General features: G+C 68.0%; 21 protein-coding genes and 1 tRNA gene. 12 read left to right on the top strand and 10 right to left on the bottom strand.

Translation table 11 applies throughout. The features are described 5' to 3' along the window. The first annotated feature begins 17 nt into the window (after positions 1-17). The 4 genes from B5D37_RS00855 (at position 18) to B5D37_RS00840 (ending at position 3,931) form a co-directional block, all read left to right on the top strand. A complete protein-coding gene (locus B5D37_RS00855; RefSeq protein ID WP_078756827.1) occupies positions 18-902 on the top strand; it encodes a carbon-nitrogen hydrolase in 885 nt (294 codons plus the stop codon). Between the two features lie 62 nt (positions 903-964). Then, entirely contained in the window at positions 965-1,594 is a 630-nt protein-coding gene (locus B5D37_RS00850) for a TetR/AcrR family transcriptional regulator (protein ID WP_078756826.1), read from the top strand. A gap of 21 nt (positions 1,595-1,615) precedes the next feature. Further along, positions 1,616-2,542: an alpha/beta hydrolase gene (locus B5D37_RS00845; RefSeq protein WP_078756825.1), complete on the top strand. Its 927-nt coding sequence runs from the start codon at positions 1,616-1,618 to the stop codon at positions 2,540-2,542. A gap of 159 nt (positions 2,543-2,701) precedes the next feature. Beyond that, complete coding sequence (locus tag B5D37_RS00840; protein WP_078756824.1) at positions 2,702-3,931, top strand: TraB/GumN family protein; 1,230 nt, start codon at positions 2,702-2,704, stop codon at positions 3,929-3,931. A gap of 24 nt (positions 3,932-3,955) precedes the next feature. Here the strand turns inward: B5D37_RS00840 and B5D37_RS00835 are convergent, their stop codons facing one another. Genes B5D37_RS00835 through B5D37_RS00825 form a run of 3 tightly spaced genes read right to left on the bottom strand, consistent with a single transcriptional unit; the run spans position 3,956 to position 11,699 of the window. Continuing rightward, the gene (locus tag B5D37_RS00835; protein WP_078756823.1) at positions 3,956-7,030 is read right to left on the bottom strand and encodes an efflux RND transporter permease subunit; all 3,075 of its coding nucleotides are present in this window, start codon (positions 7,028-7,030) and stop codon (positions 3,956-3,958) included. Beyond that, positions 7,027-10,542 carry an efflux RND transporter permease subunit gene (locus tag B5D37_RS00830; protein WP_078756822.1) on the bottom strand — a complete coding sequence of 1,172 codons (3,516 nt, stop codon included), beginning with the start codon at positions 10,540-10,542 and terminating at the stop codon, positions 7,027-7,029. The genes B5D37_RS00835 and B5D37_RS00830 overlap by 4 nt, the downstream gene beginning before the upstream one ends. An 11-nt stretch (positions 10,543-10,553) precedes the next feature. Continuing rightward, positions 10,554-11,699, bottom strand: coding sequence for an efflux RND transporter periplasmic adaptor subunit (locus B5D37_RS00825; RefSeq protein ID WP_078756821.1), 1,146 nt, complete (start codon positions 11,697-11,699; stop codon positions 10,554-10,556). Positions 11,700-11,973: 274 nt separating this feature from the next. Here B5D37_RS00825 and B5D37_RS00820 point away from each other — a divergent pair, with 274 nt between their 5' ends. Together B5D37_RS00820 and B5D37_RS00815 are read left to right on the top strand one after the other, a co-directional pair. Next, complete coding sequence (locus B5D37_RS00820; protein ID WP_078757417.1) at positions 11,974-12,291, top strand: c-type cytochrome; 318 nt, start codon at positions 11,974-11,976, stop codon at positions 12,289-12,291. Positions 12,292-12,302: 11 nt separating this feature from the next. Further along, complete coding sequence (locus tag B5D37_RS00815) at positions 12,303-12,731, top strand: c-type cytochrome (protein WP_078756820.1); 429 nt, start codon at positions 12,303-12,305, stop codon at positions 12,729-12,731. An 86-nt stretch (positions 12,732-12,817) separates the two neighbouring features. Here B5D37_RS00815 and B5D37_RS00810 read toward each other — a convergent pair whose 3' ends face one another. Together B5D37_RS00810 and B5D37_RS00805 are read right to left on the bottom strand one after the other, a co-directional pair. Further along, on the bottom strand, positions 12,818-14,506 hold the full coding sequence (locus B5D37_RS00810) for a hypothetical protein (RefSeq protein ID WP_078756819.1): 1,689 nt from the start codon (positions 14,504-14,506) through the stop codon (positions 12,818-12,820). Between the two features lie 16 nt (positions 14,507-14,522). Beyond that, positions 14,523-15,119, bottom strand: coding sequence for an NfuA family Fe-S biogenesis protein (locus B5D37_RS00805; protein WP_078756818.1), 597 nt, complete (start codon positions 15,117-15,119; stop codon positions 14,523-14,525). A gap of 103 nt (positions 15,120-15,222) precedes the next feature. On the opposite strand from B5D37_RS00805, the gene B5D37_RS00800 reads away from it, so the two are divergent. Both B5D37_RS00800 and B5D37_RS00795 read left to right on the top strand, forming a co-directional pair. Next, positions 15,223-15,564 (top strand): 4a-hydroxytetrahydrobiopterin dehydratase, encoded by a 342-nt coding sequence (locus tag B5D37_RS00800; protein ID WP_078756817.1) that lies wholly within the window; start codon positions 15,223-15,225, stop codon positions 15,562-15,564. Between the two features lie 3 nt (positions 15,565-15,567). Next, entirely contained in the window at positions 15,568-15,993 is a 426-nt protein-coding gene (locus B5D37_RS00795; protein WP_078756816.1) for an energy transducer TonB, read from the top strand. Positions 15,994-16,005: 12 nt separating this feature from the next. Here the strand turns inward: B5D37_RS00795 and B5D37_RS00790 are convergent, their stop codons facing one another. Next, positions 16,006-16,965, bottom strand: a complete 960-nt coding sequence (locus tag B5D37_RS00790) for an RluA family pseudouridine synthase (protein ID WP_078756815.1) — start codon at positions 16,963-16,965, stop codon at positions 16,006-16,008. Positions 16,966-17,446: 481 nt separating this feature from the next. On the opposite strand from B5D37_RS00790, the gene rne reads away from it, so the two are divergent. Together rne and B5D37_RS15210 are read left to right on the top strand one after the other, a co-directional pair. Next, positions 17,447-19,606 carry a ribonuclease E gene (gene rne / locus B5D37_RS14980; RefSeq protein WP_425478006.1) on the top strand — a complete coding sequence of 720 codons (2,160 nt, stop codon included), beginning with the start codon at positions 17,447-17,449 and terminating at the stop codon, positions 19,604-19,606. Continuing rightward, the gene (locus B5D37_RS15210; protein WP_143814074.1) at positions 19,569-20,564 is read left to right on the top strand and encodes a hypothetical protein; all 996 of its coding nucleotides are present in this window, start codon (positions 19,569-19,571) and stop codon (positions 20,562-20,564) included. The genes rne and B5D37_RS15210 overlap by 38 nt, the downstream gene beginning before the upstream one ends. Positions 20,565-20,642: 78 nt before the next feature. Here B5D37_RS15210 and B5D37_RS00780 read toward each other — a convergent pair whose 3' ends face one another. Then, positions 20,643-21,290 carry a response regulator gene (locus B5D37_RS00780; RefSeq protein ID WP_078756814.1) on the bottom strand — a complete coding sequence of 216 codons (648 nt, stop codon included), beginning with the start codon at positions 21,288-21,290 and terminating at the stop codon, positions 20,643-20,645. A 75-nt stretch (positions 21,291-21,365) separates the two neighbouring features. On the opposite strand from B5D37_RS00780, the gene B5D37_RS00775 reads away from it, so the two are divergent. Continuing rightward, a complete protein-coding gene (locus tag B5D37_RS00775; protein ID WP_159447316.1) occupies positions 21,366-22,286 on the top strand; it encodes a M28 family peptidase in 921 nt (306 codons plus the stop codon). A gap of 2 nt (positions 22,287-22,288) precedes the next feature. Here the strand turns inward: B5D37_RS00775 and B5D37_RS00770 are convergent. Further along, positions 22,289-22,378: transfer RNA gene (locus tag B5D37_RS00770), tRNA-Ser, on the bottom strand. A gap of 47 nt (positions 22,379-22,425) precedes the next feature. After that, the gene (locus tag B5D37_RS00765; RefSeq protein ID WP_078756812.1) at positions 22,426-23,400 is read right to left on the bottom strand and encodes a LysR substrate-binding domain-containing protein; all 975 of its coding nucleotides are present in this window, start codon (positions 23,398-23,400) and stop codon (positions 22,426-22,428) included. A 112-nt stretch (positions 23,401-23,512) separates the two neighbouring features. Here B5D37_RS00765 and B5D37_RS00760 point away from each other — a divergent pair, with 112 nt between their 5' ends. Continuing rightward, the gene (locus B5D37_RS00760) at positions 23,513-24,091 is read left to right on the top strand and encodes an FMN-dependent NADH-azoreductase (RefSeq protein WP_078756811.1); all 579 of its coding nucleotides are present in this window, start codon (positions 23,513-23,515) and stop codon (positions 24,089-24,091) included. A gap of 24 nt (positions 24,092-24,115) precedes the next feature. Here the strand turns inward: B5D37_RS00760 and serS are convergent, their stop codons facing one another. Then, complete coding sequence (serS, locus tag B5D37_RS00755; RefSeq protein ID WP_078757416.1) at positions 24,116-25,396, bottom strand: serine--tRNA ligase; 1,281 nt, start codon at positions 25,394-25,396, stop codon at positions 24,116-24,118. Between the last annotated feature and the right edge of the window lie 26 nt (positions 25,397-25,422).

Genomic DNA, 25,422 nt, shown 5'->3' with positions numbered 1-25,422 from the left:
GCCACAACGGACCCGTCATGAAGAACCCAACGCTGCCCGTCGCCCTGATCCAGGAGCGCAACCAGGGCGATGCCGACGCCAACCTCGAAGTCATCGAAGGGCGCATCCGCGAGGCCGCGGCCCAGGGGGCGCGCCTGGTCCTGCTGCAGGAGCTCCACAACGGGGCCTATTTCTGCCAGCACGAATGCGTGGATGCGTTCGACCTCGCCGAACCGATCCCCGGCCCGAGCACCGAGCGGCTCGGGAAGATCGCGAAGGAGGCCGGCGTTGTGCTGGTCACGTCGCTGTTCGAGCGCCGCGCCGCCGGCCTGTACCACAACACCGCCGTGGTCTTCGAAACCGATGGCTCGATCGCCGGCAAATACCGGAAGATGCACATCCCGGACGATCCCGGCTTCTACGAGAAGTTCTACTTCACCCCGGGTGACCTCGGATTCGAGCCGATCGACACCTCCGTCGGCCGTCTCGGCGTGCTGGTCTGCTGGGATCAGTGGTATCCGGAAGGCGCGCGCCTGATGGCCCTGGCCGGCGCAGACCTTTTGCTTTACCCCACCGCGATCGGCTGGGACCCGGATGACGACCAGGCCGAGAAGGACCGCCAGCGCGATGCCTGGATCCTCAGCCACCGCGGCCACGCTGTCGCCAACGGGCTGCCGGTGTTGTCGTGCAACCGGGTCGGCCATGAGCCTTCGCCGGTCGGCGCATCCGGTATCGACTTCTGGGGCAACAGCCACGTGCTGGGCCCGCAGGGCGAGTTCCTGGCGCAGGCGGGCGGCGAGCCGGAAATCCTGATGGCCGAGGTGGACCTCGGGCGCAGCGAGCAGGTGCGTCGCATCTGGCCGTTCCTGCGCGATCGTCGGATCGACGCCTATGGCGACTTGCTGAAGCGCTATCGCGACTGACCCCGCGAGGCACTTGCCTCTGACACGGCGACAATTACGAACGGTCGTGCTATTTTCGACCGATGTCGTCCATCCCCGCCACCTCCAAAGGCGCAGCCACCCGCGACCTGATCCTTGATCGGGCCTACGGGCTTGCCTGTGTCGGGGGACTGGATGGCCTCTCGATCGGCACCCTCGCCCACGCCGTAGGCATGTCCAAGAGTGGCGTCTTCGGCCACTTCGGTTCGCGCGAGGACCTGCAGCTCGCGGTGCTCGATGAGGCGGGTGACCGCTTCGTTGCCCACGTCCTGCATCCCGCCCTGAAGGCGCGGCGGGGGCTGCCGCGCCTGCGTGCGATCGTCGTGGCGTGGCTTGATTGGGTCCGCCATGCGTCCGATGGCGGGTGCCTGTTCGTGGCCGCCGTCAGCGAGTTCGACGATCGCCCGGGCCCGGTCCGGGACCGGCTGGTCAGCCACGAGCACCAGTGGCGACAGGAGCTGGCGCGGGCCATCGGACTGGCGGTGGAGACCGGCGAACTCCGGCCCGAGACCGACCAGGCCCAGGTGGCCTTCGAGATCTTCGCCATCGCCCTGGTGGTGCACCACGACGCTGGCCTGTTCGGTTACGAGCCGGCGCTTCAGCGCGGGCTGCGGGCTTTCGAGCGCCTGGTGGCCTCCTGCTCCGTTCCCGGCACCAATCCCCAACCAGCTTGATCAACTGACACGGAACCCGTCATGTCCAGCCTCCTTGCACGAAATAGCACGATCGTTCGTTCTTACGCAAAATGGGCCGCCCTGCGCACGAGCTTTCGCATCGGAGGACTGCTTGCCCCGGACCGCACCGCGGCACGAGCCGGAGCCCTTTTCGCGACGCCGCTGCCGGGCTCGCGCCAGAGGGCGCTCAAGGTGTCGCCGGACGGCGCATCGACCACCCGCTTCGACGCCGGCCTGGACACCGTCGCCGAGTACGTCTGGGGCGATCCGAACACGCAGCCCTATGTACTGTTCGCACACGGGTGGTCGAGCCACGGCTGCCGCATCCTTCCCTGGGTGCAGCCCCTGGCGGCGGCCGGAATGGCCGTGGTGGCCTTCGACCAGCTGGGCCACGGCCGGAGCGGCGGCTCACAGAGCAACCTGCCCTCGTTCATCGACACGCTGACGCGGGTGGCCGAGCGCCACGGCCCAGCAGCGGCAGTGATCGGCCACTCACTCGGAGGCGCCGCCGCCGGCGTTGCCCTGGCGCGCGGTCTGCGGGCGCAACACGCGGTGCTGGTCGCCCCGGCGGCCGACCCGCTTGACGCCAGACACCGCTTTGCACGACAGGTCGGGCTGTCCGAGCGGTTGTGCCAGAGCATGGTGCGCAACTTCGAAACCATGCTCGGCATCCGCATGGACGAACTGCAGGCGCATCGCAATGCGCCCGCGATCGGTTGCCCCGCACTGGTGGTGCACGACGTCGCGGATGTCGAAGTCCCATGGGCGGAGGGCGAACGCTGGGCACGCTACTGGCCACGAGCCCGGATGATCAGCACCGCGGGACTCGGACATCGGCGGATCATGGATGACCCGGCAGTGATCGGGGCCGCCGTCGCGTTCCTTCGTGGAGAGGCGGTGGGCGAGCGTCTGGTGGCGTCGGAGAACCTCCCTTACGGCGTCGCCTGAACGCTGAACCGCCCGTATTGGGCCGCGTGGGCGTGTTTGCCGCTACCGGTCCGATTCTCTAAGCTCCAGCGTCCTCCGCACTGCCCCCTCCGATGTCCTTCCCTATCCGCTTCCCCGCCTGCACGGCTGCAGCCACCACCCTTCCCCAGGCGCGGCGACATGGCCACTGACGGCGCCCGCACCGCCGAGCAGGTGCTGGAGTCCCAGCCCCATCAGATCGTCGAGCGGGACGGGGTGCGCTACACCCTGCTCGGTACCGCCCATGTCTCGCAGGCGAGCGTGGACGCGGTACACGATGCGATCCACAGCGGCCGCTACGACGCGGTCGCGGTCGAGCTGGACGAGCCGCGCCTGGCTGCGCTGACCGACTCCGGAGTGCTCGCAAAGCTGGACCTGATCCAGGTGATCAGGAGTGGGAGGACCGCGATGTTCGCGGCCAATCTCGCGTTGTCCTCCTACCAGCGGCGGCTGGCCGAGCAGCTGGGTGTCGAACCGGGGGCGGAACTGAAGCGCGCAGTGCAGGAGGCACGCCAGCAGGCATTGGCTGTCCACCTCATCGACCGCGAGATCGGCCTGACCTTCAAGCGCGCGTCGGCGCGGCTGGGGTTCTGGGGCCGGGCCAAGCTCGGAGGGGGCCTTCTGGCCTCCCTGCTCGCCCACGAGGAAGTCGGCGAGGACCAGATCGAGAAGTTGAAGCAGGGCGACATGCTTGAGGCCAGCTTCAATGAATTCGCGGAGGAGAGCCCAGCGGTCTACGAAACGGTCATTGCCGAGCGGGACCGCTACATGGCGGCGCGCCTGCGCGAGATCCGGGAGGACACCAACCACGACGGGGCCCGGGAAGTGCTGGCGGTGGTCGGCGCCGGGCATCTCCAGGGCCTCGCCCGCCACCTGCGGGAAGACACGGGTCCGGCCGAAGTGTTACGCGCGGAACTCGAGACGCTGCCGCCCAAGAGCAACATCCCCTGGTTCACGCTGATCCTCGCCACCTTCGTCATCGGCGGCTTCGCCTGGGGCTTCTGGCAGGGCGGCATCGACGTCGGCAGCGACCTGCTGCTGCAGTGGGTACTGGCCACGGGCATCCTCGGTGCCATCGGTTGCGCCATTGCCGGGGGGCATCCGCTGAGCATCCTGGTGGCCTTCCTCGCCTCTCCGATCACGCCGCTGCACCCGGCGCTGGCTTCCGGCACGCTCAGCGCACTGACCGAGGCCTGGCTGCGCAAGCCGACCTACGCCGATTTCATGGCCCTGAGGGACGACCTCCAGAACATGCGGGGCTGGTGGCGCAACCGGGTGGCCCGGGTGCTGCTGAACTTCTTCCTCACCAGCCTCGGCACCGCCATCGGCGTATGGACCGGCGGGCTGCGCATGCTGGGCACGCTCCTGTAGGAGCATGCTCAGCCATTGCAGGTCCTACGCCGTCCTCGGCTGCGGGCCGGCGGCCGGCACGCCGCGGGCGCGGCGCACGATGCGCGCGGTGTTGTTGCGCAGGTCATCCAGGATCGCGTAGATCGTCGGCAGGAACAGCAGGCTCACGACGGTGGAAAACGCCAGTCCGCCGGCCACAGCGCGTGCCATCGGGAAGTACGTGATCCCGCCCAGCACCTGGGTATCGCTCAGGCCGATCGGCACCATCGCCAGGATCGCCGTGCCCATGGTCATCATGATCGGCCGCAGGCGTTCGCGACTGCCTTCCACCAGTGCGTCGGTACGTGCCAGGCCTTTCCTGCGCAGGTTGTTGATGTGCTCGATCATGACGATGCCGTTGTTCACCACCACGCCCATCAGCACCAGGATGCCGATGAAGGCCATCACCGAGAAGGTCGTGCCGGTGAGCCAGAACAGCCAGAACACGCCGAAGATGGAGAACAGCACGCAGCTCATGATCGCCGAGGGGAAGATCAGCGATTCGAAGACCGCTGCCATCACCACGTAGATCATCACCAATGCGATGACCAGGTTGAAGACCATCTGCGCACCGGCGTCCTCGTCGCGTTGGAAGGCGCTGCCGTCGAAGCTGTAGCTGTAGCCGGCCGGGAAGGAGACGTTGCCCATCACCCGCTCCATCACCTCGCGGGCCTCGGGTACCGTGGTCTCGCCGGCGAGCCCGGCCTGTATGGTCAGCGTCGTCTGGCGGTTGGTCCGGCTGATTTCGGTCGCTGCGGGCTGCACCGCCACGTCCACCATCGCCATCAGCGGGACGGTGCGTCCATCGGCGGCGCGTACGGTGAGACCGGCGATGTCCTCCACCCCGAAATGCTCGGCGTCTTCGAAACGCACCCACACCGGCACCTCGCGGTCGCCCTGGCGGAAGTCCCGCAATTGCGCCCCGCGCAACGCCAGCGAGACGAACTGGGAGACTTCCTGCGCACTGAACCCGAAAGCCGCCGCGCGATCGCGGTCGACCCGCACCGTCAGCTCGCTGTTCTGGTCACCGGCATCCACGCGCACGTCGCGCAGTTCCGGGTTCGCGGCCAGGATCGGAACGATGTCCTTGGCAAGCGCAGCCAGCTCCTGGGTCGAGTCGCCCACCAGTTGGACCTGCACCTTGCCACCATCGTCATTGCCACCGCGTTCGCCGATGCCGATCTTCGCGCGCGCGGACTTGGGCAGTTCCTTGCCAATCGCCTCCACCAGCTCGGACGGCTTCTCGACGCCATCCCGGAAGGTGACTTCGGTCCCGGCCCAGCCTTGCTCGCTGTACCACGAGTAGATCTGCTGGATCTGGAAACGCTCGCGGTTGTCGTTAAGGAAAGCCTCGACCCGGCGCACCTCCTCGGAGATCTGCTCCTTGGTGTAGCTGCCGTTCCACTGGTAGAAGACGTTGGCTTCGGTGCTGTCCTCGCCTCCGCCGAACATGTCGAACTTGGTCTGCGTCATCGGCACGATGCTGACGGCGATGATCATCAGGATGCCCAGCACGCTCCAGCCGCGGTGCTCGAGGGTCCAGCGCAGGAAGCGCGCATAGCGCGCCTGCAGGCGCTGGATCACGCCCTTCTCGTTGCGCACGGCGGGCGGCGTCTTCATCCGCGCCGACAGCATCGGGATCAGGCTCACCGCCACCAGCCAGGACGCCAGCAGCGACACCGAGATCGTGATTGCGATCTGGGTCATGAAGATGCTGATGTCGTTGGTCTCGCCGAACAGGTTCGGCACGAACACGATGCAGTGGCACAGCGTGCCCGCCGACAGGGCGATGGCGACGTTGCGGGTACCGACGATCGAGGCGCGCATCGGCTGCCCGGGTAGCCGCTCGCGCTCCTGGTAGATGCTTTCGACCACCACCACCGCGTTGTCCACCAGCATGCCGACCGCCAGCAGCAGCCCCATCAACGACAGGACGTTGAGCGTTACGCCGGCGAAGTACATGAAGCCGAGCGTCATCACGAAGCAGATCGGGATGGCCAGGGTCACCATCAGCGTCGACGGCCAATGGCGCAGGAAGAAGAACAACACCGCGATCGACAGGACCAGGCCGACGCCACCCGCTTCGGCCAGCTCCAACAACGAGCTGGTGACGTCTTCGCCCAGATTCTCGACGACCTTGACCTGGATGTGGCTCAGGTCCGTCCGCTCTCGGACGCGGTCGATCTCCGCAAGTGCCGCAGTGGAGACCTCCACCAGGTTCGCGTTACGCTCCTTGAAGATCTCCAGCCCCACCGCCGGCTGGCCATCCAGCCGCCGCCCGTAATTCATCCGCTGCGGCTTCAGCCGTACATCGGCGATGTCACGCAGACGCAGGCCGCTCTGGTTGATCACCAGGTCGCGCAACTGGTCGAGGTTCGCCATCTCCCCCACCGGCTGTACGCGCAGGCGTTGTTGCCCTGCTTCAATCTGGCCGGCGGACAAGGAGAAGTTCACCGTACGCAGGCGGGTGTTGAGTTCGTTGAGGCTGATCCCGTGGGCGCCCAGCCGCTCGGGGTCGATCGCGACCTCGATCTCGTTGGGAGGCGCGCCGACGATATCGACCTTGGCCACGCCCGGGACGCGTTCGAGCGGGCGCTGGAACTCCCGCTCGATCATCTCGTAGCTGCCGGTCAGGTCCGTTTCGCCCGCCAGCCGCACCTGCAGGATCGCCTGGTCATCGGTGGAGAAGTTGCCGACGAAGTAGCGTTGCAGGTCGTCGGGCAGCTCGTCGCGGATCGCGTCCAGGCGCTCGCGCGCTTCCGATGCGGCGATCTGCACGTCGGTGTCCCAGTCGGAATAGAACACCCCGACGAACGCGCCGTCCGCGTTCGCCTCGCCCTGCATGCGCTCCAGCCCGCTCATCGTGGCCAGCGCTTCCTCCGCCGGCCGCAACACCATCCGCTCCACTTCCTCGGGCGTGGACCCCAGGTACGGCAACTGCACGAACACCGCAGGATACGACAGCGAAGGCAGTGCCTCCAATGGCAAGCGCACCGCGGCGATCAGGCCGATAACGAACATCGACACGAACAGCATCACCGTCGTGACCGGCCGCCTCAGGCTCAGTTCCGCGACGCTCATGCAGGCTGCTCCAGTCCGTCGCCGTCTTCATCGTCCGTGCCACCGGCCAACCGCGCCGCCCGGGAGCCCCGCTCGCGGTAGTACGCATCCGCGCGACGGTCGAGCCGGTCGTAGACCACCGGGATCACCAGCAGGGTCAGCAGGGTCGACACCAGCAGGCCGCCGATGACGGTGATCGCCATCGGTGAGCGCACCTCGGAACCTTCACCGAACGCGAGCGCCAGCGGCAGGAAGCCGAACAGCGTGCACAGCGTGGTCATGATGATCGGCCGCAGGCGCGAGCGCGCGCCTTCCACCAGCGCCTCGCGCTTGGCGACACCCGCCTCGCGCAACTGGTTGACCTTGTCGATCAGGATGATCGCCGTCTTGGTCACCAGGCCTACCAGCAGGATCAAACCGATGAACACCACCACTGACACCGACGAACCCGTCAGCAGCAGTGCCAACACCGCACCCACCAGTGCCAGCGGGATGGTGAACAGGATGACGAACGGGTGCAGCAGCGATTCGAACTGCGACGCCATCACCAGGTAGACCAGGAAGATCGCCAGTCCGAACGCGAACAGCAGCGACTTCACCGACTGGCTCAGCTCTTCACCCTGCCCCCCGATGCGCATCTGCACGCCCGGCCCCAAGGGATTGTCGTCGACCATCGCCTGCACTTCCTGCACCGCGCTGCCCAGGTCGATGTCGCGCAGGTTCGCCGACACGATCGCGACGCGCACCTGGTCGGCCCGATGGATCTCGCTAGGCCCCATGGTTTCGACCACCTCGGCCACCGAGCCCAGGCGGACCGTCGCACTACCACCCGGGTTGATGATCAGGTTGCGGATGTCGGCCACCGACGACCGGTCATCCTGCTGCGCCCGCACGAGCACGTCGATCTTGCGGTCCCGGAAGCTGTAGCGGGTGGCCACCTCGCCCCGCACCTTCGCCACCACCGCGTCGGCGATCTGACGGGTGGTCAGGCCGAGCGCGGCCGCGCGCTCCTGGTCGAAGTGGATCTGGATCTCGGGGAAGCCCTGCTCCACGGTGGAGCTGACGTCGGCGTAATGCGGGTTGTCGCGGAGCATGTCCGCCATCGCCCGCCCGGCCTGCTCGATCGCCTGCAGGTCGTTGCCCTGCAGTTCGATCTCCAGGGGCGGCGAGAAACTGAAGAGCTCCGGTCGGCTGAAGTCGACCTGTGCGCCGGGATGTGCCTGCATGGCTTCGCGCAGGCGCTCGGTAGTGTTCGATTCGACTTCCTCGCTGCCGCCATCGGCCATCACGATGCTCAGCTTGCCGATGTTCTCTCCGCTCTCGGTCGGGTTGGCGTCCAGCCGGGTGCCGCTGCCGCTCACCCCGTAGATTGCATGGAGACCAGGCGCATCGGCCTGCCCTGCCTGCAGTTCGCGCACCAGCGCGTCGGTCTGTGCCAGCGGGGTGCCCGGCGGCAGCTTGACCGTCATCTCGAACCGGTCCTGCGCCAACTGTGGAATGAGGTCGGAGCCCAGCATCGGCACCATCAGCAGCGTCAGCAGGAAGGCGCCCGCCGCGGAAGACAGCACCAGCCACGGCCGGTCCAGCGCTGCCGGCAACAGCTTGAGGTAGCCGCGCTCGGCACGGCCGTAAGGGGCCATGGCGATGTCGCTCGCCTTGCGCATGATCGGGCCGACCACGGCCGCGCCCACGCGCCATGCACGCACCACCACCCACGCCAGGCCGAAGAAGCCACCCCGGGCACCGGCACGCGCACCACGGCCGGCAAGGGCCAACGGCTTCTGCAGGCGGGAATCCGGGCGCCAATCCGGGTGCGGCGGCTCCTCGGGGAATGCCAGCGGCGGGCGCCCCTTGAGCGCGCTCAGCATCGGGATGAGCGTCATGGACACCGCCAGCGAGATCGCGATCGCGATCGCCACGGTCAAGGCCTGGTCGCGGAAGAGTTCGCCGGCCACGCCCTCGACGAACACCAGCGGCAGGAACACCGCGATCGTCGTCAACGTCGAGGCGACCACCGCCATGCTGACTTCGCGTGTCCCGGTGATCGCCGCCTGCAGGATGCCGAGCCCGCGCTCGCGCGCCTTGGCGATCGACTCCAGCACCACGATCGAGTCATCCACCACCAGGCCGGTCGCCAGTGCCAGGCCGCCCAGCGACATCACGTTGAGGCTCAGGTCCAGCTGTCCCATGAAGAAGAACGTGGTGACGATCGATACCGGCAACGACAGGCTGATGACGAACGTGCTCCAGCCATCGCGCAGGAACAGGAAGATGATCAGGATCGCGAGCGCGCCACCGATGAGCGCGTCGACCTTGACGTCGCTGATGGCGTGGCGGATGAAGGTCGACTGGTCCTCGATCACCGTCAACTCGACGCCCGGCAGGACCTGCTTGCGGATGTTCTCCAGGCTGGCATGCACGGCGTCCGCCGTGGCCACGGTGTTGGCATCACCCTCCTTGTAGATGGCGAGCTCCACCGCCTCCTGCCCGTCCAGCCGGATGATGGCCTCGCGTTCCTTGTGGCCCTGGCGGACGATCGCGACGTCTCGCAGGCGTACTGGCATCCCGCCAGCGACCGTGCTCGAAGCGCCTGAAGAGGCGCTCTGAACCGACGCCGCAGCGGCCATGGCATCGGCCGAACCCGTGGCCGCGGCCACGCGTGCCATCTGCAATGCGGCATCCTGCGCCGCGTTGTTGCCGCCGGCGCTGGTGGACACCAGCATGTTGCCGATCTCCTCGACGCTGGCGAACTGGTTCACCGTGCGCACCAGGTAGCGCTGCGAGCCTTCCTCGAGGCGGCCACCGGAGATGTTGATGTTCTCCTGCTGCAGCCGTTCGATCACGCGCTCGATCGGCAGGTTGAGCTGCGCCAGCTTCTGCTGGTCGATCAGCACCTGGACTTCGTCTTCCAGGCCGCCGCCGACCTTGACCGCGGCGACGCCCTCGACCGGTTCCAGCTTCTTCTTGAGGTCGTCGTCCGCATACCGTCGCAGCGCTGTCAGTTGCGCGGTGCCGTCCGCGTCGCCGGTGGCCGACAGCGCCAGGCGCACGATCGGTTCGGTCGAAGGATTGAAACGCAGCAGCACCGGAGGCTCGGCCTCCAGTGGCATCTGCAGCGCCTCCATCTTGTCGCGTACCTCCAGGCTGGCCTGGTCCATGTCGGTGCCCCAGGCGAACTCGAGCACCACGTCGCTCTGGCCGGTACGCGATACCGACTTGAGCTTGCGCAGCCCCTTGACCACGCCCACCGCCTCTTCCACCGGCTCGCTGATCAGCGTCTCGATCTCGGCCGGCGCGGCGCCGGTGTACTCGGTACGCACCGTCAGGGTCGGGTAGCTGAGATCCGGCAACAGGTTGACGTTGAGGTTGCCCAGCGCGATCAGTCCGAACAGCAGGAACGTGATCGTGACCATCGCGACGGTGACGCGGCGCCGGGTGGAAAACTCGACCAGGCTGAAACGCCCGGCATCGGGCATCGCTTCGCCGCCGTCCGGACTCGGGCCATGCCCGGAAGGCTGTGTGTTCTCGCTCATGGGCGCCTCCGTTACTGGCTCTGGGCGGTGGGCGAGGCAGCCTGTTCGGCGCCTGCACCATCCGCCAGAGCGGCCGGTGCAGGCGCTCCGATGACGCTGACGGCCGTGCCTTCGCGCAAGGCGCTCTTGCCGGCGACCACGACCTGGTCTCCCAGCTCAAGCCCGCCGCGGACCTCGGCCCACTGGCCGTCCAGGTAACCCAGCTCGATCGGCGTGCGTGCGACCTTGCCCTCGCGCACCGCGAACACGGCCGGCTCGCCCTGCCCCTCGAGCAGGGCGACCCGTGGTACCACGAGTGCGTCGGCACGCTGGTCGTAGTCGATGCTGATCCGGCCGAACATGCCCGGCTGCAGCACGCCACCGCCCTCGAACGCCATGATCACCCGGAACGTGCCGCTGCCCGCGTCCACCACCGGCGACATCCGGTCGATCACGCCCTCGAAGGTCTGGCCCGGCAAGGCGTCGACCTGCATCGTCACCGGCAGGCCGGTCTGCAATGTGGCCAGCTCACGCTCGGGCACGTTCAGCACCGCCTCGAGCCGGGAGGTATCGACGATGCGCACGATCGGCGTGTTGATCTGCACGAAGTTGCCCGGCTTGGGGCTGACCGACGCGACCACGCCGTCGATCGGAGCCTTCACTTCGGCGTAGGACAGCTCCAGATTGGCCAACCTGTTGGTGGCACGTGCATTCTCGAGGTCGAAGCGGATCTGGTCGTGGTCCGAGGCCGCGATCAGCTGCTCCGCCGCGAGACGCTCCGCCCGGGCGAACTGGTTCTCCAGCTTCCTCATCTGCGCTGCGGTCTGGTCTGCCTGCAAGCGCGCCCGATCAGCGTCGAGGCGCGCCAGCACCTGCCCCGCACGCACGTGGTCGCCCTCCTCGACCAGGACCTCCAATGCCACGCCGGAAGTCTTCGCCACGACCTGCGCCTCGGTGGGCGCTTCAAGCGGTGCCGTGCCCGTGTAGCTTGCCGCGACGGCCTGGCGGGTGACCCCGGCCACTTCCACGGGCACCGCTTCTTCGGCCTTTTCGTCGTCCTTGCCCGCCTCCTTCGCGCCGCCGCTGCAAGCGGCGACGGCGAACAGGCAGGCCAGCGCGAGGGCGGCTGCGGGGGCAGCGCCGCGGGTGCGGGAACGGAACAGGATGTGGTGCAGCATCGGAAGACCCCAGTCAGGTGGTGCAGGCGGGAACCGGCGCCATGCCGGTGTTGTAGATAGGTATATCAGTACCCGGGCCGAATCCCCATCCGCCGAAGGTCATGGTGAGGTGCGACAGGGGGACGGGCTGGAGGCCGGTGCCGCTGCTCCCTTCGCGGCCGGGCGCGTGCGGGCTATACTTCACCGCTTGTGCGCTGGGGAGCGCATTGTGCGTACCCCGACCCGCCGCTTCAACACCTTTCGCTAGCTACAAGAGATTGCGGACTACGACATGATGCGACCGCTGACGACCGCCGCCTGCCTGGCCCTATCCATCGCCGCCGCCCCGGCCGCCGCCCAGGAGGGCAACGTCGAGAACGGCCGCCTCCTGGCCTATACCTGCCAGGGTTGCCATGGCGTCGAGGGCTACAAGAACGCCTATCCGAACTACCACGTGCCCAAGATCGGCGGGCAGTCCGAGCAGTACCTGGTGAACGCGCTGAGCGACTACAAGCGTGGCAGCCGCAAGCATCCGACGATGCAGGTCCAGTCCCAGGGCTTCTCGGACCAGGACATCGCCGATCTCGCCGCCTATCTTTCAAACCTGAAGTGAGAGTGCAGTCCATGACGATCCGCAACTTCGCCATCGCCCCTGCACTCGCCGCTGCCCTGCTGCTCGCCGCCTGCTCTTCCGAGGAGTCCGGCGTGACCCACAGCGACGCCGCGGTTTCTTCGTCCGCGGGCCTGCCGGCCGGCAACATCGCCGCGGGCGAACGCCTCGCACAGGAGAAGCGGGAGGCCACCGGCCAGTCCTGCGTGGACTGCCACGGCGCCGAGGGTCTCGCGCCCATCGATGCCAGCTATCCGCTCATCGGTGGCCAGTACGCCGATTACACTGCGCAGGCGCTGCAGGCCTATCGCAACGGCAATCGCGACCACGCGCTGATGGCGAGCCAGGCCAAGGACCTGACGGACCAGCAGATCGCCGATCTCGCTGCCTATTTCGGATCGCGTGAAGGTTCGCTGCGCACCATCCGGGGCGTGGGCGACTGAGCTCCCCGCTCCTTCCGGATCGCAGCATTGAAAAAGCCCGCCTCGTAGCGGGCTTTTTCGTGGGCGCTGCACCCTGCCTCGGCTGATCAGCCAGCAGGGCCAGGTGCGACGCTGCCGTTGTCTTCCTGCAGTTCGGGCTTGAACGGAATGTCCGGCGGCGGCCGCGCAGTGGCGGGCTGCTCATTGAGGTTGGGGTCGCTGATGTCGCACGCACCGCCCACCACCAGCAGCACGGTCTGGCAGACGATGTGCTTGTTGGTGCCCGGCACCGGAATGCGGACGGTCGTGATGCTGCGCCTCACCCATTCCTGCAGCAAGTTCTCGTCCGGACGCCAGTACTGGTCGAAGGCGGTCGGCTCATAGTCGGTCGGCGGTCGCTTCAGCCAGGTGCCGGCCCGATCGAGGTTGGCGATCTCTTCGGTGACCGTTCCCGGTGGCTGCCCCGGCGAGGCCGAGCCGGGCGTCTTTGCAATCCGGACGCTGCCGTCACTGTTGTAAAGACCCGGCGGTTGGCCCTGCTGGCCGCCCGGAGTCTCGGTGTCGGACATGCCCCAGTCGTCGGCGCGCTCCGGTGACGGCCATCCGCCGGCGGTGGCGACGGGCTCGGGGCCGGTCGTGCTGGCCGCAGCCTCCGGCGTCGCCTCGGAGGCCGTCGCCCTGCTTCCATCCTGCTGCGGCGACCGCTCGCCGGACTCGGTTTCAGCCGTGGAGGCCGTGGTTTCACCACTTCCCGGCTCGATGGCGATCTCGCGCACGCGTGGCTCGGGTGCCTGCGTGGCCAGCCGGGGCATCGACACCTCGGGTTGGGCGACGGGCCGGGCGGTCGGTCGGGGCACCACGGGTATGTCCCGACTCGCCAATTCGGGAGCGGTCGCTGCGATCGTCGGTTGCACCAGCTCGGGCTGTGGAAGCGCCCGCGCCGCCGGACGGGGGACTGTCGCCACCTCCATCTCCTGGACCTCCGGTGCGGCAGCGGCGATTTCCGGCATTTCGATCGAACGGTTCACGGACCGCGGTGTCGTCGCGGGCAGCACGAAGGTCTCGCTGCTGTCGGGCACCGGCTCGCTGACGACCAGCGGTTGTTCAACCGCCGGCGGCTGGGGGATGTCCCGTTCGACCACCTCGGGTGGCGTCGTCGGCACGATCGGCATCTCGGTCGCGATCTGGATGGTCGGCATGGCCGGCGCCGCGGGTTCCAAGGGTTCGGCTGTCGTTTCGGGGCTTGCCGGGGCGCCAACAACGGCATCCGGCGCAGCAGCCGGGGCGGCGGGGGCATCGGTCGGATCCTCCGTCGGCTCGGCTTCGCCTCCACCGACCTCCTCGGGCGTCCCGCGGCCGATGTACTCCACCTGGATGACCGTCTCCTCCCCTTTTGCAGGCGGATGGGCGACGCTTATTAGGTCCAGGTACATCAGCCAGAGCAGCAGCGCCCCGATGGCCACGTGCCACACCACCGTGGTGGCGCCCGCAAAGATCCGGGTGCCGCGGTCGTCGGGCTCCGCCGAGTGCCATTGCTGCAGCCACAGGGAGCGGAACGCCTGCCAGCGGCCGAGGTCCCGCGAGGCCCTCGGCGGCACCGCCGGTTCCCGCCGCACCAGCACGGCCGTGATTTCATCCGCAGCCGCGCCGGACACGCGGCCCGGGCGTTGGCCAGCCGCATCGAGCCATTGCTTCCAGCCGGCGGGCAGCTCACCGGGTGGCCGCCGCAGGTGCGGCGCGAACAGCCGCATGCGCCGCTGCAGGGCCTGGATCAGTGCGTCGGCGGAGATCCTCAACGACGCGACGCCGTTGTCAGGCTACGTTGCCGCGGCTGATGTAGGGCGCCGCTCCGGTGTCGTGGTCGGTGGCGTCGCGGACGGCGGTCACCCCGGGCACCTTCTCCAGCAGGGTCTTCTCGATGCCCTGCTTCAAGGTCACGTCGGCCATTCCGCAACCGTGGCATCCGCCGCCGAAGCGCAGCATCACCACGCCTTCGGCGGTGACCTCTTCCACGGCCACGCTGCCGCGATGGGCAGCCAGCTGCGGGTTGATCTCGTTCTCCACGATGTAGTGCACCCGCTCCACCAGCGAAGCCGACTCGCCGGGTGCGACACCCTTGATCTTCGGCGCACGGATCTGCAGTTGCCCGCCCGTGTCGCGCGTTTCGTAATCGATCTCCGCACCATCCAGGTAGCTGACACTGGCAGCTTCGAGCCACAGGGTGAATCCGGTGCAGTCCACGGCCCATTCGTCGCCCTGCAGGTCCGCCGGCTCGGTGAATTCCAGCCGCACGTCGGCGCGCGGGGTGCCGGCATGCACCGCGGACAGCTTCACGCCCAGCCCCGGCAGGGACTCGCGTTCGATCAGCTTGCGGAAATGGGTCTGTGCGGATTCGGTAATCTGGATCATGCCGCTATTCTAACGGCCTGCACGCTATACGACATCGAGCGCGCTCCACCGTCGACGGCCGATCCGCTTCCCGTTCAGCCGCGACCCGTCCGAAGGTACCGCCATGACCGACCTGATCCCCCTCTCCCAGGCCCACTGCATCCCCCGCCGCGGCATCGAGCACAAGCTCACCCAGGCGCGGGTCAATGAGCTGCTCCCGGAAGTGCCGGGCTGGCACGTGGTCGAAGACGGCCACGCGCTGCGCAAGGAGTTCGGCTTCGAGGACTACCACCGCACCATGGCCTTCGTGAACGCCCTCGCCTTCATCGCCCACCGCGAAGACCACCACCCGGACCTGAGCGTGCACTACGATCGCTGCGTGGTCCGCTATTCCACCCACGACGTGGGCGGATTGAGCGAGAACGACTTCATCTGTGCGGCGAAAGCCGACGCCTTGACGGAGTAGACGATGAGCCTGCCCACCCCGAACACCCGCTCCACCATCCTGCTGTCGGCCTCGCTGGCGACCCTGCTGTTGGCAGGTTGCAACCAGGAGGCCGGGGACGCCGTGCCCGTGGTCATGCCGACCCAGCCCGCAGCAGTCGATACCCCGCCGCCGGAGTATCCGGTGGAGCTCGCATGCCAGGACGTGGGTGGAACGGTCGGCCTGATCCTGAAAATCGGCACCGACGGAGCCCCCACGGACATCCGCGTCGAGAACAGCAGCGGCCACCCGCAGCTTGACTCGGCGGCCGCCGAAGCGGTCACCGATTGGGTGTTCCGGCCAGGGACCCGTGGCGGCAGCCCGGTGGAGACCGACCTCCGGGTGCCGGTGACCTTCACCCCGCCGGTGGAACGCCCGGACGCATGTTTCCAGCTGGAAGACGCGCGCTGACCCTCGCCGGCATCAGGCCAGGCGGTCTAGCACCTGCACCAGCTCGGGCGCCAGCGGTGCGTCCAGCAGGTAGTGGGCTCGTCCACCGTCCAATGAGAACTCAAGCGTCGCCGCGTGCAGGAACAGCCGTTTCAGGCCCGCCTGCTCCCGCAGCCGCTTGTTGACCTCTGGGTCGCCGTACTTGTCGTCCCCGGCGACAGGGTGTCCGATGTGCTGGGCGTGGGCGCGGATCTGGTGGGTGCGCCCGGTCTCGATGCGGACCTCGCAGTAGGAGTGCCCCCCGCGGCGCTCGAGCACCCGGAAGTGGCTCAGGGATGCCTTCCCGGCCCGGTTGACCTGTACGTGGCGTTCGCCGCCCTGTCGCAGCCCGACGTGCAGAGGCGCGTCCACCGTCATGACACCGTCCGGCATCCGGCCGGTCAACAGCGCCATGTAGCGCTTGGCGATGCCGCCCCCCTCGCGCATCAGCGCCTGCATTTCCGTCAGCGCCGAGCGCTTCTTGGCGACGATCAGGAGGCCGGAGGTGTCCCGGTCGAGCCTGTGCACCAGCTCCAGGGTGTGTCCCGGCCGCGATGCCCGCAGCGTCTCGATCGCCCCGAAGCTGATGCCGCTGCCACCATGGCTCGCCACGCCCGAGGGCTTGTTGAGCGCGAGCAGGCGGGCATCCTCGAAGACGATCGCGGCATCCAGGGCGTCCATGAAGCCTTTCGGCGGTGTCGGGCGTTCGCCCTCCTCGGTCACGCGCACCGGAGGGATGCGGATCTCGTCCCCCCCTTCCAGCTTGCGCTCCGCCTTGGCCCGGCCGCCGTTCACGCGCACCTGTCCCGACCTCACCAGCTTGTAGACCAGCGAGCGCGGGGCCCCCTTCAGCTGCCCGAGCAGGAAGTTGTCCAGCCGCTGTCCCTCGCGGTCTTCGGGCACCTTGACGGTGCGTGCCCCGGGGCGGTTGCTCGTACTTTCTGAATGGGTCATCCGGAGGGGTTATCTGTTACACTCGCGACGCGAGATAAGGTTTTGATTTCGCAGGGAGTTGTCCCGCCGACGCGTCAGCGTGCCGGCTGTGGTCGAACCAGGGCCGAAAGCCCGACCTGCGATTCCGTTCCCCGCGTGACTCCTGCCTTCGGGGCAGCCATGTTATCAGCGGCGATCGGTGGAGCCCCGTCCCGCCCGGTATCCGGGGCGAACCATCGCCACGGGTGGCGGTCGAAGATGAACACGACCCGCGCGGCGACAGGGCCCCTGCCCTGAGCGCCGCCGGCCCAGAAAGATTGGAAAGCAACAAGCGCTCCCGCGGAATGCCGTGGTGCAGAAGCGCTGGAAATTGTCAGGCAACGCCAGCGCGCGCGGGACAGCGACATCGTCCGGCAGGCAACACGGTCGCGGCGGCGGGGCACAGGTTCCAGAGGCGAAACGCCACGGCGTTCCGCGCGTCAGAGCGCGCGAGGACGCAACAATGAAGCGCATGCTGATCAATGCGACGCAGGCAGAAGAACTGCGCGTCGCGATCGTGGACGGACAGAACCTCTACGACATCGACATCGAGCAACCGTCGAAGGAACAGAAGAAGTCCAACATCTACAAGGGCAAGATCACCCGGCTGGAGCCCTCGCTCGAAGCCGCGTTCGTCGAATACGGCGCCGATCGCCACGGCTTCCTCCCGCTGAAGGAAATTTCCCGCGACTACTACCAGTCCGGGGTCGACCACAACAAGGCCGGCCTGAAGGAACTCCTGCGCGAAGGCCAGGAAGTGGTGGTGCAGGTGGACAAGGAGGAGCGCGGCAACAAGGGCGCCGCCCTGACCACGTTCATCTCGCTGGCCGGCCGTTACATGGTGCTGATGCCCAACTCCCCCACCGCCGGCGGCGTCTCGCGCCGGATCGAGGGCGAGGACCGGGCCGAGCTGAAGAAGGCCATGGACGCGCTGACCATCCCCGACGACATGGGGGTGATCATCCGCACCGCCGGCGTCGGCCGCGACGCCGAAGAACTTCAATGGGACCTGGACTACCTGCTGCAGGTCTGGAAGTCCGTCGCCGAGGCCGCGCTGACCAAGCCGGCGCCGTTCCTGATCTACCAGGAATCGCGCCTGATCATCCGCGCCCTGCGTGACTACATGCGCCCGGACGTCGGCGAGATCCTGGTCGACACCGAGGAGATGTACGCCGAGGCGCGCGAGTTCGTCGAACAGGTGATGCCGCACAACCTGCGCAAGCTCAAGCACTACACCGACGACGTGCCGCTGTTCAATCGCTTCCAGATCGAATCGCAGATCGAGAACGCGTACGAGCGCGAAGTCCGCCTGCCCTCCGGCGGCGCGCTGGTGATCGACCAGACCGAGGCGCTGACCGCGGTCGACGTGAACTCCGCGCGTGCCACCAAGGGTGGCGACATCGAGGAGACCGCGTTCAACACCAACCTGGAGGCTGCCGAGGAAGTGGCCCGCCAGATGCGCCTGCGCGACCTGGGCGGCCTGGTGGTGATCGACTTCATCGACATGTCGTCCAACAAGCACCAGCGCGAGGTCGAGAACCGCTTGCAGCACGCGCTGCGCCAGGACCGTGCACGCGTGCAGGTCGGCCGCATCTCGCGCTTCGGCCTGCTGGAGATGAGCCGCCAGCGCCTGCGCCCGAGCCTGGGGGAATCCAGCCAGCTGGTCTGTCCGCGTTGTGAAGGCCACGGCCGGATGCGGTCGGTGGAATCGCTGTCACTGTCGATCCTGCGCGTAGCCGAAGAGCACGCGATGAAGGAGAACACCGGACAGGTCCTGGTACAGGCGCCGACAGAGATCGCCAACTACCTGCTCAACGAGAAGCGCCGCGCCCTCAGCGAAATCGAGAAGCGCCACGATGCGCCGATCGTCATTGTCGCCGACGAGCAGCTCCACACGCCGCACTACGAGGTCACGCGCATCCGTGAGAACGAGATGGGCGAAGAGACCAACCGGCCCAGCTACCACCGCGGCACGCCGCGCAAGCTGCCGACCCACGCGCTCACCAAGGCCCACCTGAACATCCCGGCGACCCCGGCGGTGACCAACGTGAAGCCCGCCCAGCCTGCACCGCTGCGCGAGCCGCGTGAAGCCGCTCCGGAGCCGCAGGCAGCCGCGCCGGTGTCGAGCGTGGTGGCGCCGACCCACTCCATCGGCGTGGTCGAGCGGATCATGCGCTTCTTCCGCGGAAGCCAGCCCGACACGGCAGGCTCCGACAAGCAGGACCGGGCCTCGCGCGGACGCGGTGAGCGCACCGACCGTGGCGAGCGCAACGAACGCAATGACCGGGGCGACCGCAACGGCCAGCGCCGCGGCAAGGGCGCCCGCGACGGCGGACGCCGGGACGACTCGCGCCGTGGCAACGGCCAGGCCGGCGCATCCGCCCCGGCGGCGGCTTCGGACAAGCCCAACGGGCGCAGTGGCAAGCAGGGGCGGCAGAAGCAGCCCAAGCCACAGGCGGCCGACGAGCGCGCCGCGGCAGGTACCGAGCGCGGCCAGCAGGCCGAAACGCAACCGAAGCCGCCCCCGCCCGCCGCGTGGAGAGAAGCCGGCGAAGGCCGCGGCCGAAGCCACGCCGGAAGTCGCAGTGGCACCGGCCGCCGCGGTCGAGGCGCACACGGCTGACTTCAAGGACAACGAGAAGCAGCAACAGAAGGACGTGGCCGAGCAGGACACCTCCGGCACCCAGACCGGCGCACCGGCTGCAGAGGCCACCGAAGGTACCGGTGAAGGCACCGCACGCCGCCGGCGTGGTCGTCGCGGCGGACGTCGTCGTCGGCGCGGCGGTGGCGAAGCGGGCTCCAGCGAGGAGAACGGACCTGACACGTCGCTGCTGGACGATGACGGCGATACCGAAGGCGGCAACACGCCGGTAGCGACGCGCTCGCAGCCGGAGTTCGACTTCGATGACCAGGCCGCTCCCGACGCCCAGGCCGCCACCGGGGCGGAAGAGAAGCCGGCCAAGCCACCGCGCCAGCCGCGCAAGCGGGCTGCTGCGAAGCCGCAGGCCGGGGAGACGCAGGACGAGGCGAGCCCGGACCAGCCGGCGCAGGCGCCATCAGCCGACGCACCGGAGACAACGCCGGCGGTTGCGGCCGCTGCCGCGATCCCGGTGGCTGCCGCAGCGGTCGATAGTGACGCCCCCTCGCCTGCCGCAAGCCCGGTGATCGCGGCCGATACCGGCACGCCATCCACGGAAGCAGGGCCGTCGTCCGTCGACAGCGAGAAGGTGGAAGAAGAGGTCGTTCCGCAGCCGGAACCCGTCGCCGACGCCACCGTAGTCGAAGAGTCGGTCGTACCGGCTCCGGTCCCGGTCGAGCCGGAAGCCGAGAAGCCCCGGCAGCCGGAAGCGGGATCAGCCGTGGGCACGCCGCCGGCAGGCACCACGCCTGCAGCCGGTTCCTCCTCGGGCCACGTCCAGGACGGCAACGGCATCGCCAAGCACACCGCCGGCCTGTTCGACACGCAGCAGCAGGAGCCGGAAGCACCGGCCGCCGAAGCCGCAGTCGAAGGCGATGCTGGCACCCGCGCATCCACGCAGGACACGCCTGGCGGTGACGGAGACCATGATCGCCGCGCCTGATCGCGCGGTGGCATGACAACAAGGAAGGGGCCGCTCGCGCGGCCCCTTTTTTATGTCTGTACGTCCCGGGACGTCCCGTTAGAGGGCCATGGCGGGTTCCGCCAACCCGTACTGTCCCAGCAGCCGTGCGAGCGCGATGGTGTCGGTGATTTCCAGCTTCTCGAACAGCCGGCTCTTGTGCGTGTTGATCGTCTTCGGGCTCAGGCTCAACCGCCGTGCGATTTCTTCCTGCCGCAGGCCCTGGGCCAGCAGCAGCGCGATCTCCAGCTCGCGCGGCGACAGCTCGTCGAACGGGGAACCCGAGCTGCCCAACCCGGACAACGCCAGGTGCTGGGCGATGCTGTACGCCAGGTAGCGTCGCCCCTGCGCCACGTCGCGGACGGCGCGCAACAGCTCGGTGGCATCCCCGCCCTTCCCGACGTAACCCGAGGCTCCGGCTTCCAGCAGGCGGCGTGGCATCGGGCCGTCCTCAAGCACGGACACGATGACGACCCGCGTGCCGTGGTCGCCCTTGACGATGCGCTCGGTGACTTCCAACCCACTGACCCCGGGCAGGTGCAGGTCGCACAGCACGACGTCGGGCTTGAGCTGGCGGACCAGCGGCAGGCCGAGCTCGCCGCTTTCGGCGTCGCCCACGACCTCGATGTCGACTTCGCCGGAAAGAATCATGCGCATGCCGGTCCTGACAAGCGCATGGTCGTCGATGATGAAAACGCGGATGGTCATCCTTTACCCCTGCGAGTTAAGCTCCAGCGGCGCAGGCTACTGAGCGCCCGCACGCCACGCAAGCAAGGACATCGAATGCAGCCACCCCGCGCCCTCCTCGCCGGCACCATCACAGCCCTGCTCTGCGCCTGCTCGCCCTCCTCGACGGTCGCACCGGCCTCCGAAGCAATCGTGCCCACCAGCCAGGCTGCCACGGAGTGGCTGGAAGTGGTCTCGGATATCGCCGAAGAGGATGACAATGCTGCCCGCCGCGGAGCGATCCGCCAGCAACTTGCATCGATCGGTCTGGAAGCCCGCGCGGAAAACTTCGACAGCGAACACGGCCCGGGCGAGAACCTGCTGGCCGAGGTTGGCGGTCCCGCCGATGCACCGATGCTCCTGCTCGGCGCGCATTCCGATCGTGTGGATTCCGGAAACGGTGCGGTCGACAACGCATCGGGCAGCGCGGTGGTGCTCGAGCTGGCAGAGCGGTTCGGGTCGGATCCGCTCGAGCACCACCGGGTGGTCGTCGGCTTCTGGGACCAGGAGGAGCGCGGGCTGCTCGGCGCCGGCGCCTTCGTCGCCCAGGACAACGCGCCGGCCGTCCTCTACGTCAATTTCGATGTGTTCGGCTGGGGCGACACCCTGTGGATGTCGCCGCCGGGGCCCGAACATCCCCTGCTCGCTTCGAGCCGCAGCGCGGCAGATACGGTAGGCCTTGAACTGTCGGCGGCAGACAACTACCCGCCCACCGACCACCTCGCGTTCCGCAAGGCCGGTTGGCCGGCGGCATCGTTCGCACTGGTCGGTCGCGAAGAGATCGACGGGATCCTGGCCGCCTACGCCGGCACGCCTCCGGAACAGACCCCCAGGCTGATGGAAGTGATCCACAGCGAACTGGACACGGTCATCGAACTGGATCCCAACGCCGCGGTGCGCGGCATCGACGCTGTCGAGAATGCGTTGCGTGCGTGGGATTCGCAGGTGGGGACGGAACTGCAGGGGGCCGCGGGCTGATGTGGCGGAGAGAGTGGGATTCGAACCCACGGAAGGTTTGACCCTTCGCCGGTTTTCAAGACCGGTGCCTTAAACCGCTCGGCCATCTCTCCGGTGTGCTTTCAGCGGGCGCATTCTCGCACGAGACGGGCGGTTCCGCTCAGCGGCCGAACGCCTTGAGTTCGTCTTCGTTGCAGGGGCGGCCGGTGATGTCGCTGCACCCCAGCCGGGCGCTCTCCACCAGCTCGGGGACCTTCTCGGCGAGGTAGTCGATGAACACCCGAACCGCCGGCAGCATGCCGCGCCGCGAGGCGAACACCGCGTGGAAGATGCCCTGGGGCAATCGCCACTCCGGCAGCACCACCTCCAGCTCGCCCTTGCGTACGGCGTCGGCGCAGACGGTTTCCGGCAGCATGGTGATGCCGATGCCCTGTTTGGCCAGCGCCATCAGCATCGGGAAGTCGAAGCCCATCACCCTGGGGGCCAGCTCGATGCGCTCGCGAGCACCGTCCGGCCCATGCAGTTCCCATCGCTGCCGGGCGTCGTCTTCGCTCATGCTCATGGTGACGTGGTCGGCAAGCTCGGCCGGTGCCGTTGGCCGGCCCATCTTGCGCAGGTAGTCGGGACTGGCCACCAGCAGTTCCTGGATCTGGCCGAAGCTGCGCATCACCAGGCTGCCGTCGTCATCGAGCTTGTTGCGGACCCTCAAGGCGACGTCGATTCCTTCGTTGATCACATCGACCCGGCGGTTGGTCACCTGCAACTGCACCCGCACCTGCGGATAGCGCGCCAGGAACTCCGGCAGCAGCTTGGGCATCTGTTGCTGGGCCGCACCCACCGGCACGCTCACCCGCACGACACCGCGTGGCTCGGCGCTGAGCCTGTCCACGACCTCCCGCGCGGCGTGCGCCTCGGCCAGCATGGTCTGGGCGTGGCGGTAGACGCTGTTGCCGACATCGGTGACGGCAAAGCGCCGGGTGGAGCGCTGCAGCAGGCGCACGCCCAGGTCGCTTTCCAGCTGGCTGATGCGACGGCTCAGTCGCGACTTCGGGATGCCCAGTGCGCGCTCGGCGGCGGCAAAGCCGGAGTGCTCGACCACCATCGCGAAGTAGTAGAGATCGTTGAGATCCTGCATGCGGATAATTCCAAGTACAGAACGTACAGTGGCATTTGAGCAGGTTTATCCCACCAGCACAACAACCTAGATTGGTCCTCGACGCGGCGTTGCCGCCCCAAGAGGATTCCCCATGAAGCTACTCCACATCGATTCGAGCGCGCTGGGCGCCGGCTCCGTCACTCGTGAACTGAGCGCCGCCATCGTGGCCCGCTGGGCCGACAGCGTGCCGGATCTGCAGGTCCGCTACCGGGATCTCGACTCAGACCCCCTCCCCCATCTCAACGGCCACGCCCTGGCCAAGGCGGACCCGGCCGCGGCCGCCGAGGCCGAAGAAATCCTGGGCGGGTTCCTGGAGGCGGACGTGGTGGTGGTGGGTGCACCGATGTACAACTTCACGGTTCCGTCCACACTGAAAGCCTGGATCGACCGGATCGCGGTAGCCGGCCGCACGTTCCGCTATACGGAGAACGGCCCCGAGGGGCTGGCTGGCGCCAAGAAGGTCATCATTGCCAGCGGGCGTGGCGGCATGCACCAGGACGCGCCAAGCGACTTCCAGGAACCGTTCCTGAGGTTCCTGTTCGGGTTCCTCGGTGTCACCGACATCACGTTCGTGCGGGCCGAAGGGGTGGCGCTGTCGAGCGACCACCGCCAAAGCGCGGTGACCCAAGCGCTGGCGTCGATCCCCGAGCCGGTGCGCGAGGCCGCCTGATCGGCCGGGAGCGTTACGACGCCGTCAGGAGATGGCGTCGACGCCGCCCATGTACGGCCGCAACACCTCGGGCACGGTGATCGAGCCGTCGGCGTTCTGGTAGTTCTCCATTACCGCGATCAGGGCGCGGCCCACGGCGACGCCGGACCCGTTCAAGGTGTGCACCGGCTCGGGCTTGCCGGTCTCCGGGTTGCGCCAGCGCGCCTGCATGCGGCGCGCCTGGAAGGCTTCGCAGTTGGACACGGAGGAGATCTCGCGGAAGGTGCCCTGGCTGGGCAGCCAGACTTCCAGGTCGAACGTCTTGGACGCCGCAAAGCCCATGTCGCCACTGCACAGCAGCATGCGGCGGTATGGCAGCCCCAGGCGCTCGAGCACGACCTCGGCGCAACGCGTCATGCGCTCGTGTTCGGCATCGCTGTCTTCGGGGCGGCTGATGCAGACCAGCTCGACCTTCTCGAACTGGTGCTGCCGGATCATGCCGCGGGTATCGCGGCCATAGGCGCCCGCTTCGGCCCGGAAGCACATCGAGTGCGCCGTCATCCGCATCGGCAGGTCGGCGGCATCCACGATCTCGTCGCGCACCAGGTTGGTCAGCGGCACTTCCGCGGTCGGGATCAGGTAGCGCTTGCTTTCGCCAACCGCGGTGGAGAACAGGTCGTCCTCGAACTTCGGCAACTGCCCGGTGCCCTGCATGCTCTCCGGGTTCACCAGCAGCGGGACGCTGGTTTCCTGGTATCCGTGTTCGCCGGTGTGCAGGTCCAGCATGAACTGGGCGAGTGCACGGTGCAGGCGCGCCAGCGATCCGCGCAGCACGGTGAAGCGCGCACCACTGAGCTTGGCGGCAGCGTCGCCATCCAGCCAGCCGTTGCGCGCGCCCAGCTCGACATGGTCGAGGACGGCGAAGTCGAAGCTGCGCACATCGCCCCAGCGGTGCTGCTCGACGTTGTCGTTCTCGTCGCTGCCGAGCGGCACCGACGCCTGCGGAAGGTTCGGGATCACCAGCGTGATCGCTTCCAACTCGGCCTTGATGGCATCCAGCCGGGCCTCGCTGGCCTTCAGCTCGTCGCCGAACCCGGCCACCTCGGCCAACAGGGGAGCGACATCCTCGCCCTTCGCCTTGGCCTGGCCGATCGCCTTGGAACGGGTGTTGCGCAAGTTCTGCAGCTCCTGCGTCCGTACCTGGATCTGTTTGCGCTCCGCCTCGAGCGCCTCCAGCGACTGCGCGTCGAGATCGAAGCCACGCGTCTGGCGCAGGCGGTCGGCAAGTTCGGCGGGCTGCTGGCGCAACAGGTTGGGATCGAGCATGGCGGCATCGCTTCCGGTGATCAGCC

It is taken from the genome of Lysobacter spongiicola DSM 21749 (assembly GCF_900167055.1).
GTDB classification, from domain to species: domain Bacteria; phylum Pseudomonadota; class Gammaproteobacteria; order Xanthomonadales; family Xanthomonadaceae; genus Novilysobacter; species Novilysobacter spongiicola.
Note: the sequence above shows the minus strand (reverse complement) of the source record. Positions and strands in the feature narration are given on the sequence as shown.

Excerpts from the sequence above, each read along its gene's own strand:
- B5D37_RS00835 (WP_078756823.1), bottom strand. The coding sequence starts at position 7,030 with ATGAGCGTCGCGGAACTGAGCCTGAGGCGGCCGGTCACGACGGTGATG.
- B5D37_RS00780 (WP_078756814.1), bottom strand. The coding sequence starts at position 21,290 with ATGACCATCCGCGTTTTCATCATCGACGACCATGCGCTTGTCAGGACC.
- serS (WP_078757416.1), bottom strand. The coding sequence starts at position 25,396 with ATGCTCGATCCCAACCTGTTGCGCCAGCAGCCCGCCGAACTTGCCGAC.
- B5D37_RS00760 (WP_078756811.1), top strand. The coding sequence starts at position 23,513 with ATGAAGCTACTCCACATCGATTCGAGCGCGCTGGGCGCCGGCTCCGTC.
- B5D37_RS00845 (WP_078756825.1), top strand. The coding sequence starts at position 1,616 with ATGTCCAGCCTCCTTGCACGAAATAGCACGATCGTTCGTTCTTACGCA.
- B5D37_RS00775 (WP_159447316.1), top strand. The coding sequence starts at position 21,366 with ATGCAGCCACCCCGCGCCCTCCTCGCCGGCACCATCACAGCCCTGCTC.
- B5D37_RS00825 (WP_078756821.1), bottom strand. The coding sequence starts at position 11,699 with ATGCTGCACCACATCCTGTTCCGTTCCCGCACCCGCGGCGCTGCCCCC.
- B5D37_RS00795 (WP_078756816.1), top strand. The coding sequence starts at position 15,568 with ATGAGCCTGCCCACCCCGAACACCCGCTCCACCATCCTGCTGTCGGCC.
- B5D37_RS00820 (WP_078757417.1), top strand. The coding sequence starts at position 11,974 with ATGCGACCGCTGACGACCGCCGCCTGCCTGGCCCTATCCATCGCCGCC.
- B5D37_RS00800 (WP_078756817.1), top strand. The coding sequence starts at position 15,223 with ATGACCGACCTGATCCCCCTCTCCCAGGCCCACTGCATCCCCCGCCGC.
- B5D37_RS00840 (WP_078756824.1), top strand. The coding sequence starts at position 2,702 with ATGGCCACTGACGGCGCCCGCACCGCCGAGCAGGTGCTGGAGTCCCAG.
- B5D37_RS00790 (WP_078756815.1), bottom strand. The coding sequence starts at position 16,965 with ATGACCCATTCAGAAAGTACGAGCAACCGCCCCGGGGCACGCACCGTC.
- B5D37_RS00855 (WP_078756827.1), top strand. The coding sequence starts at position 18 with ATGAAGAACCCAACGCTGCCCGTCGCCCTGATCCAGGAGCGCAACCAG.
- B5D37_RS00815 (WP_078756820.1), top strand. The coding sequence starts at position 12,303 with ATGACGATCCGCAACTTCGCCATCGCCCCTGCACTCGCCGCTGCCCTG.
- B5D37_RS00850 (WP_078756826.1), top strand. The coding sequence starts at position 965 with ATGTCGTCCATCCCCGCCACCTCCAAAGGCGCAGCCACCCGCGACCTG.
- rne (WP_425478006.1), top strand. The coding sequence starts at position 17,447 with ATGAAGCGCATGCTGATCAATGCGACGCAGGCAGAAGAACTGCGCGTC.
- B5D37_RS00765 (WP_078756812.1), bottom strand. The coding sequence starts at position 23,400 with ATGCAGGATCTCAACGATCTCTACTACTTCGCGATGGTGGTCGAGCAC.
- B5D37_RS00830 (WP_078756822.1), bottom strand. The coding sequence starts at position 10,542 with ATGAGCGAGAACACACAGCCTTCCGGGCATGGCCCGAGTCCGGACGGC.
- B5D37_RS00805 (WP_078756818.1), bottom strand. The coding sequence starts at position 15,119 with ATGATCCAGATTACCGAATCCGCACAGACCCATTTCCGCAAGCTGATC.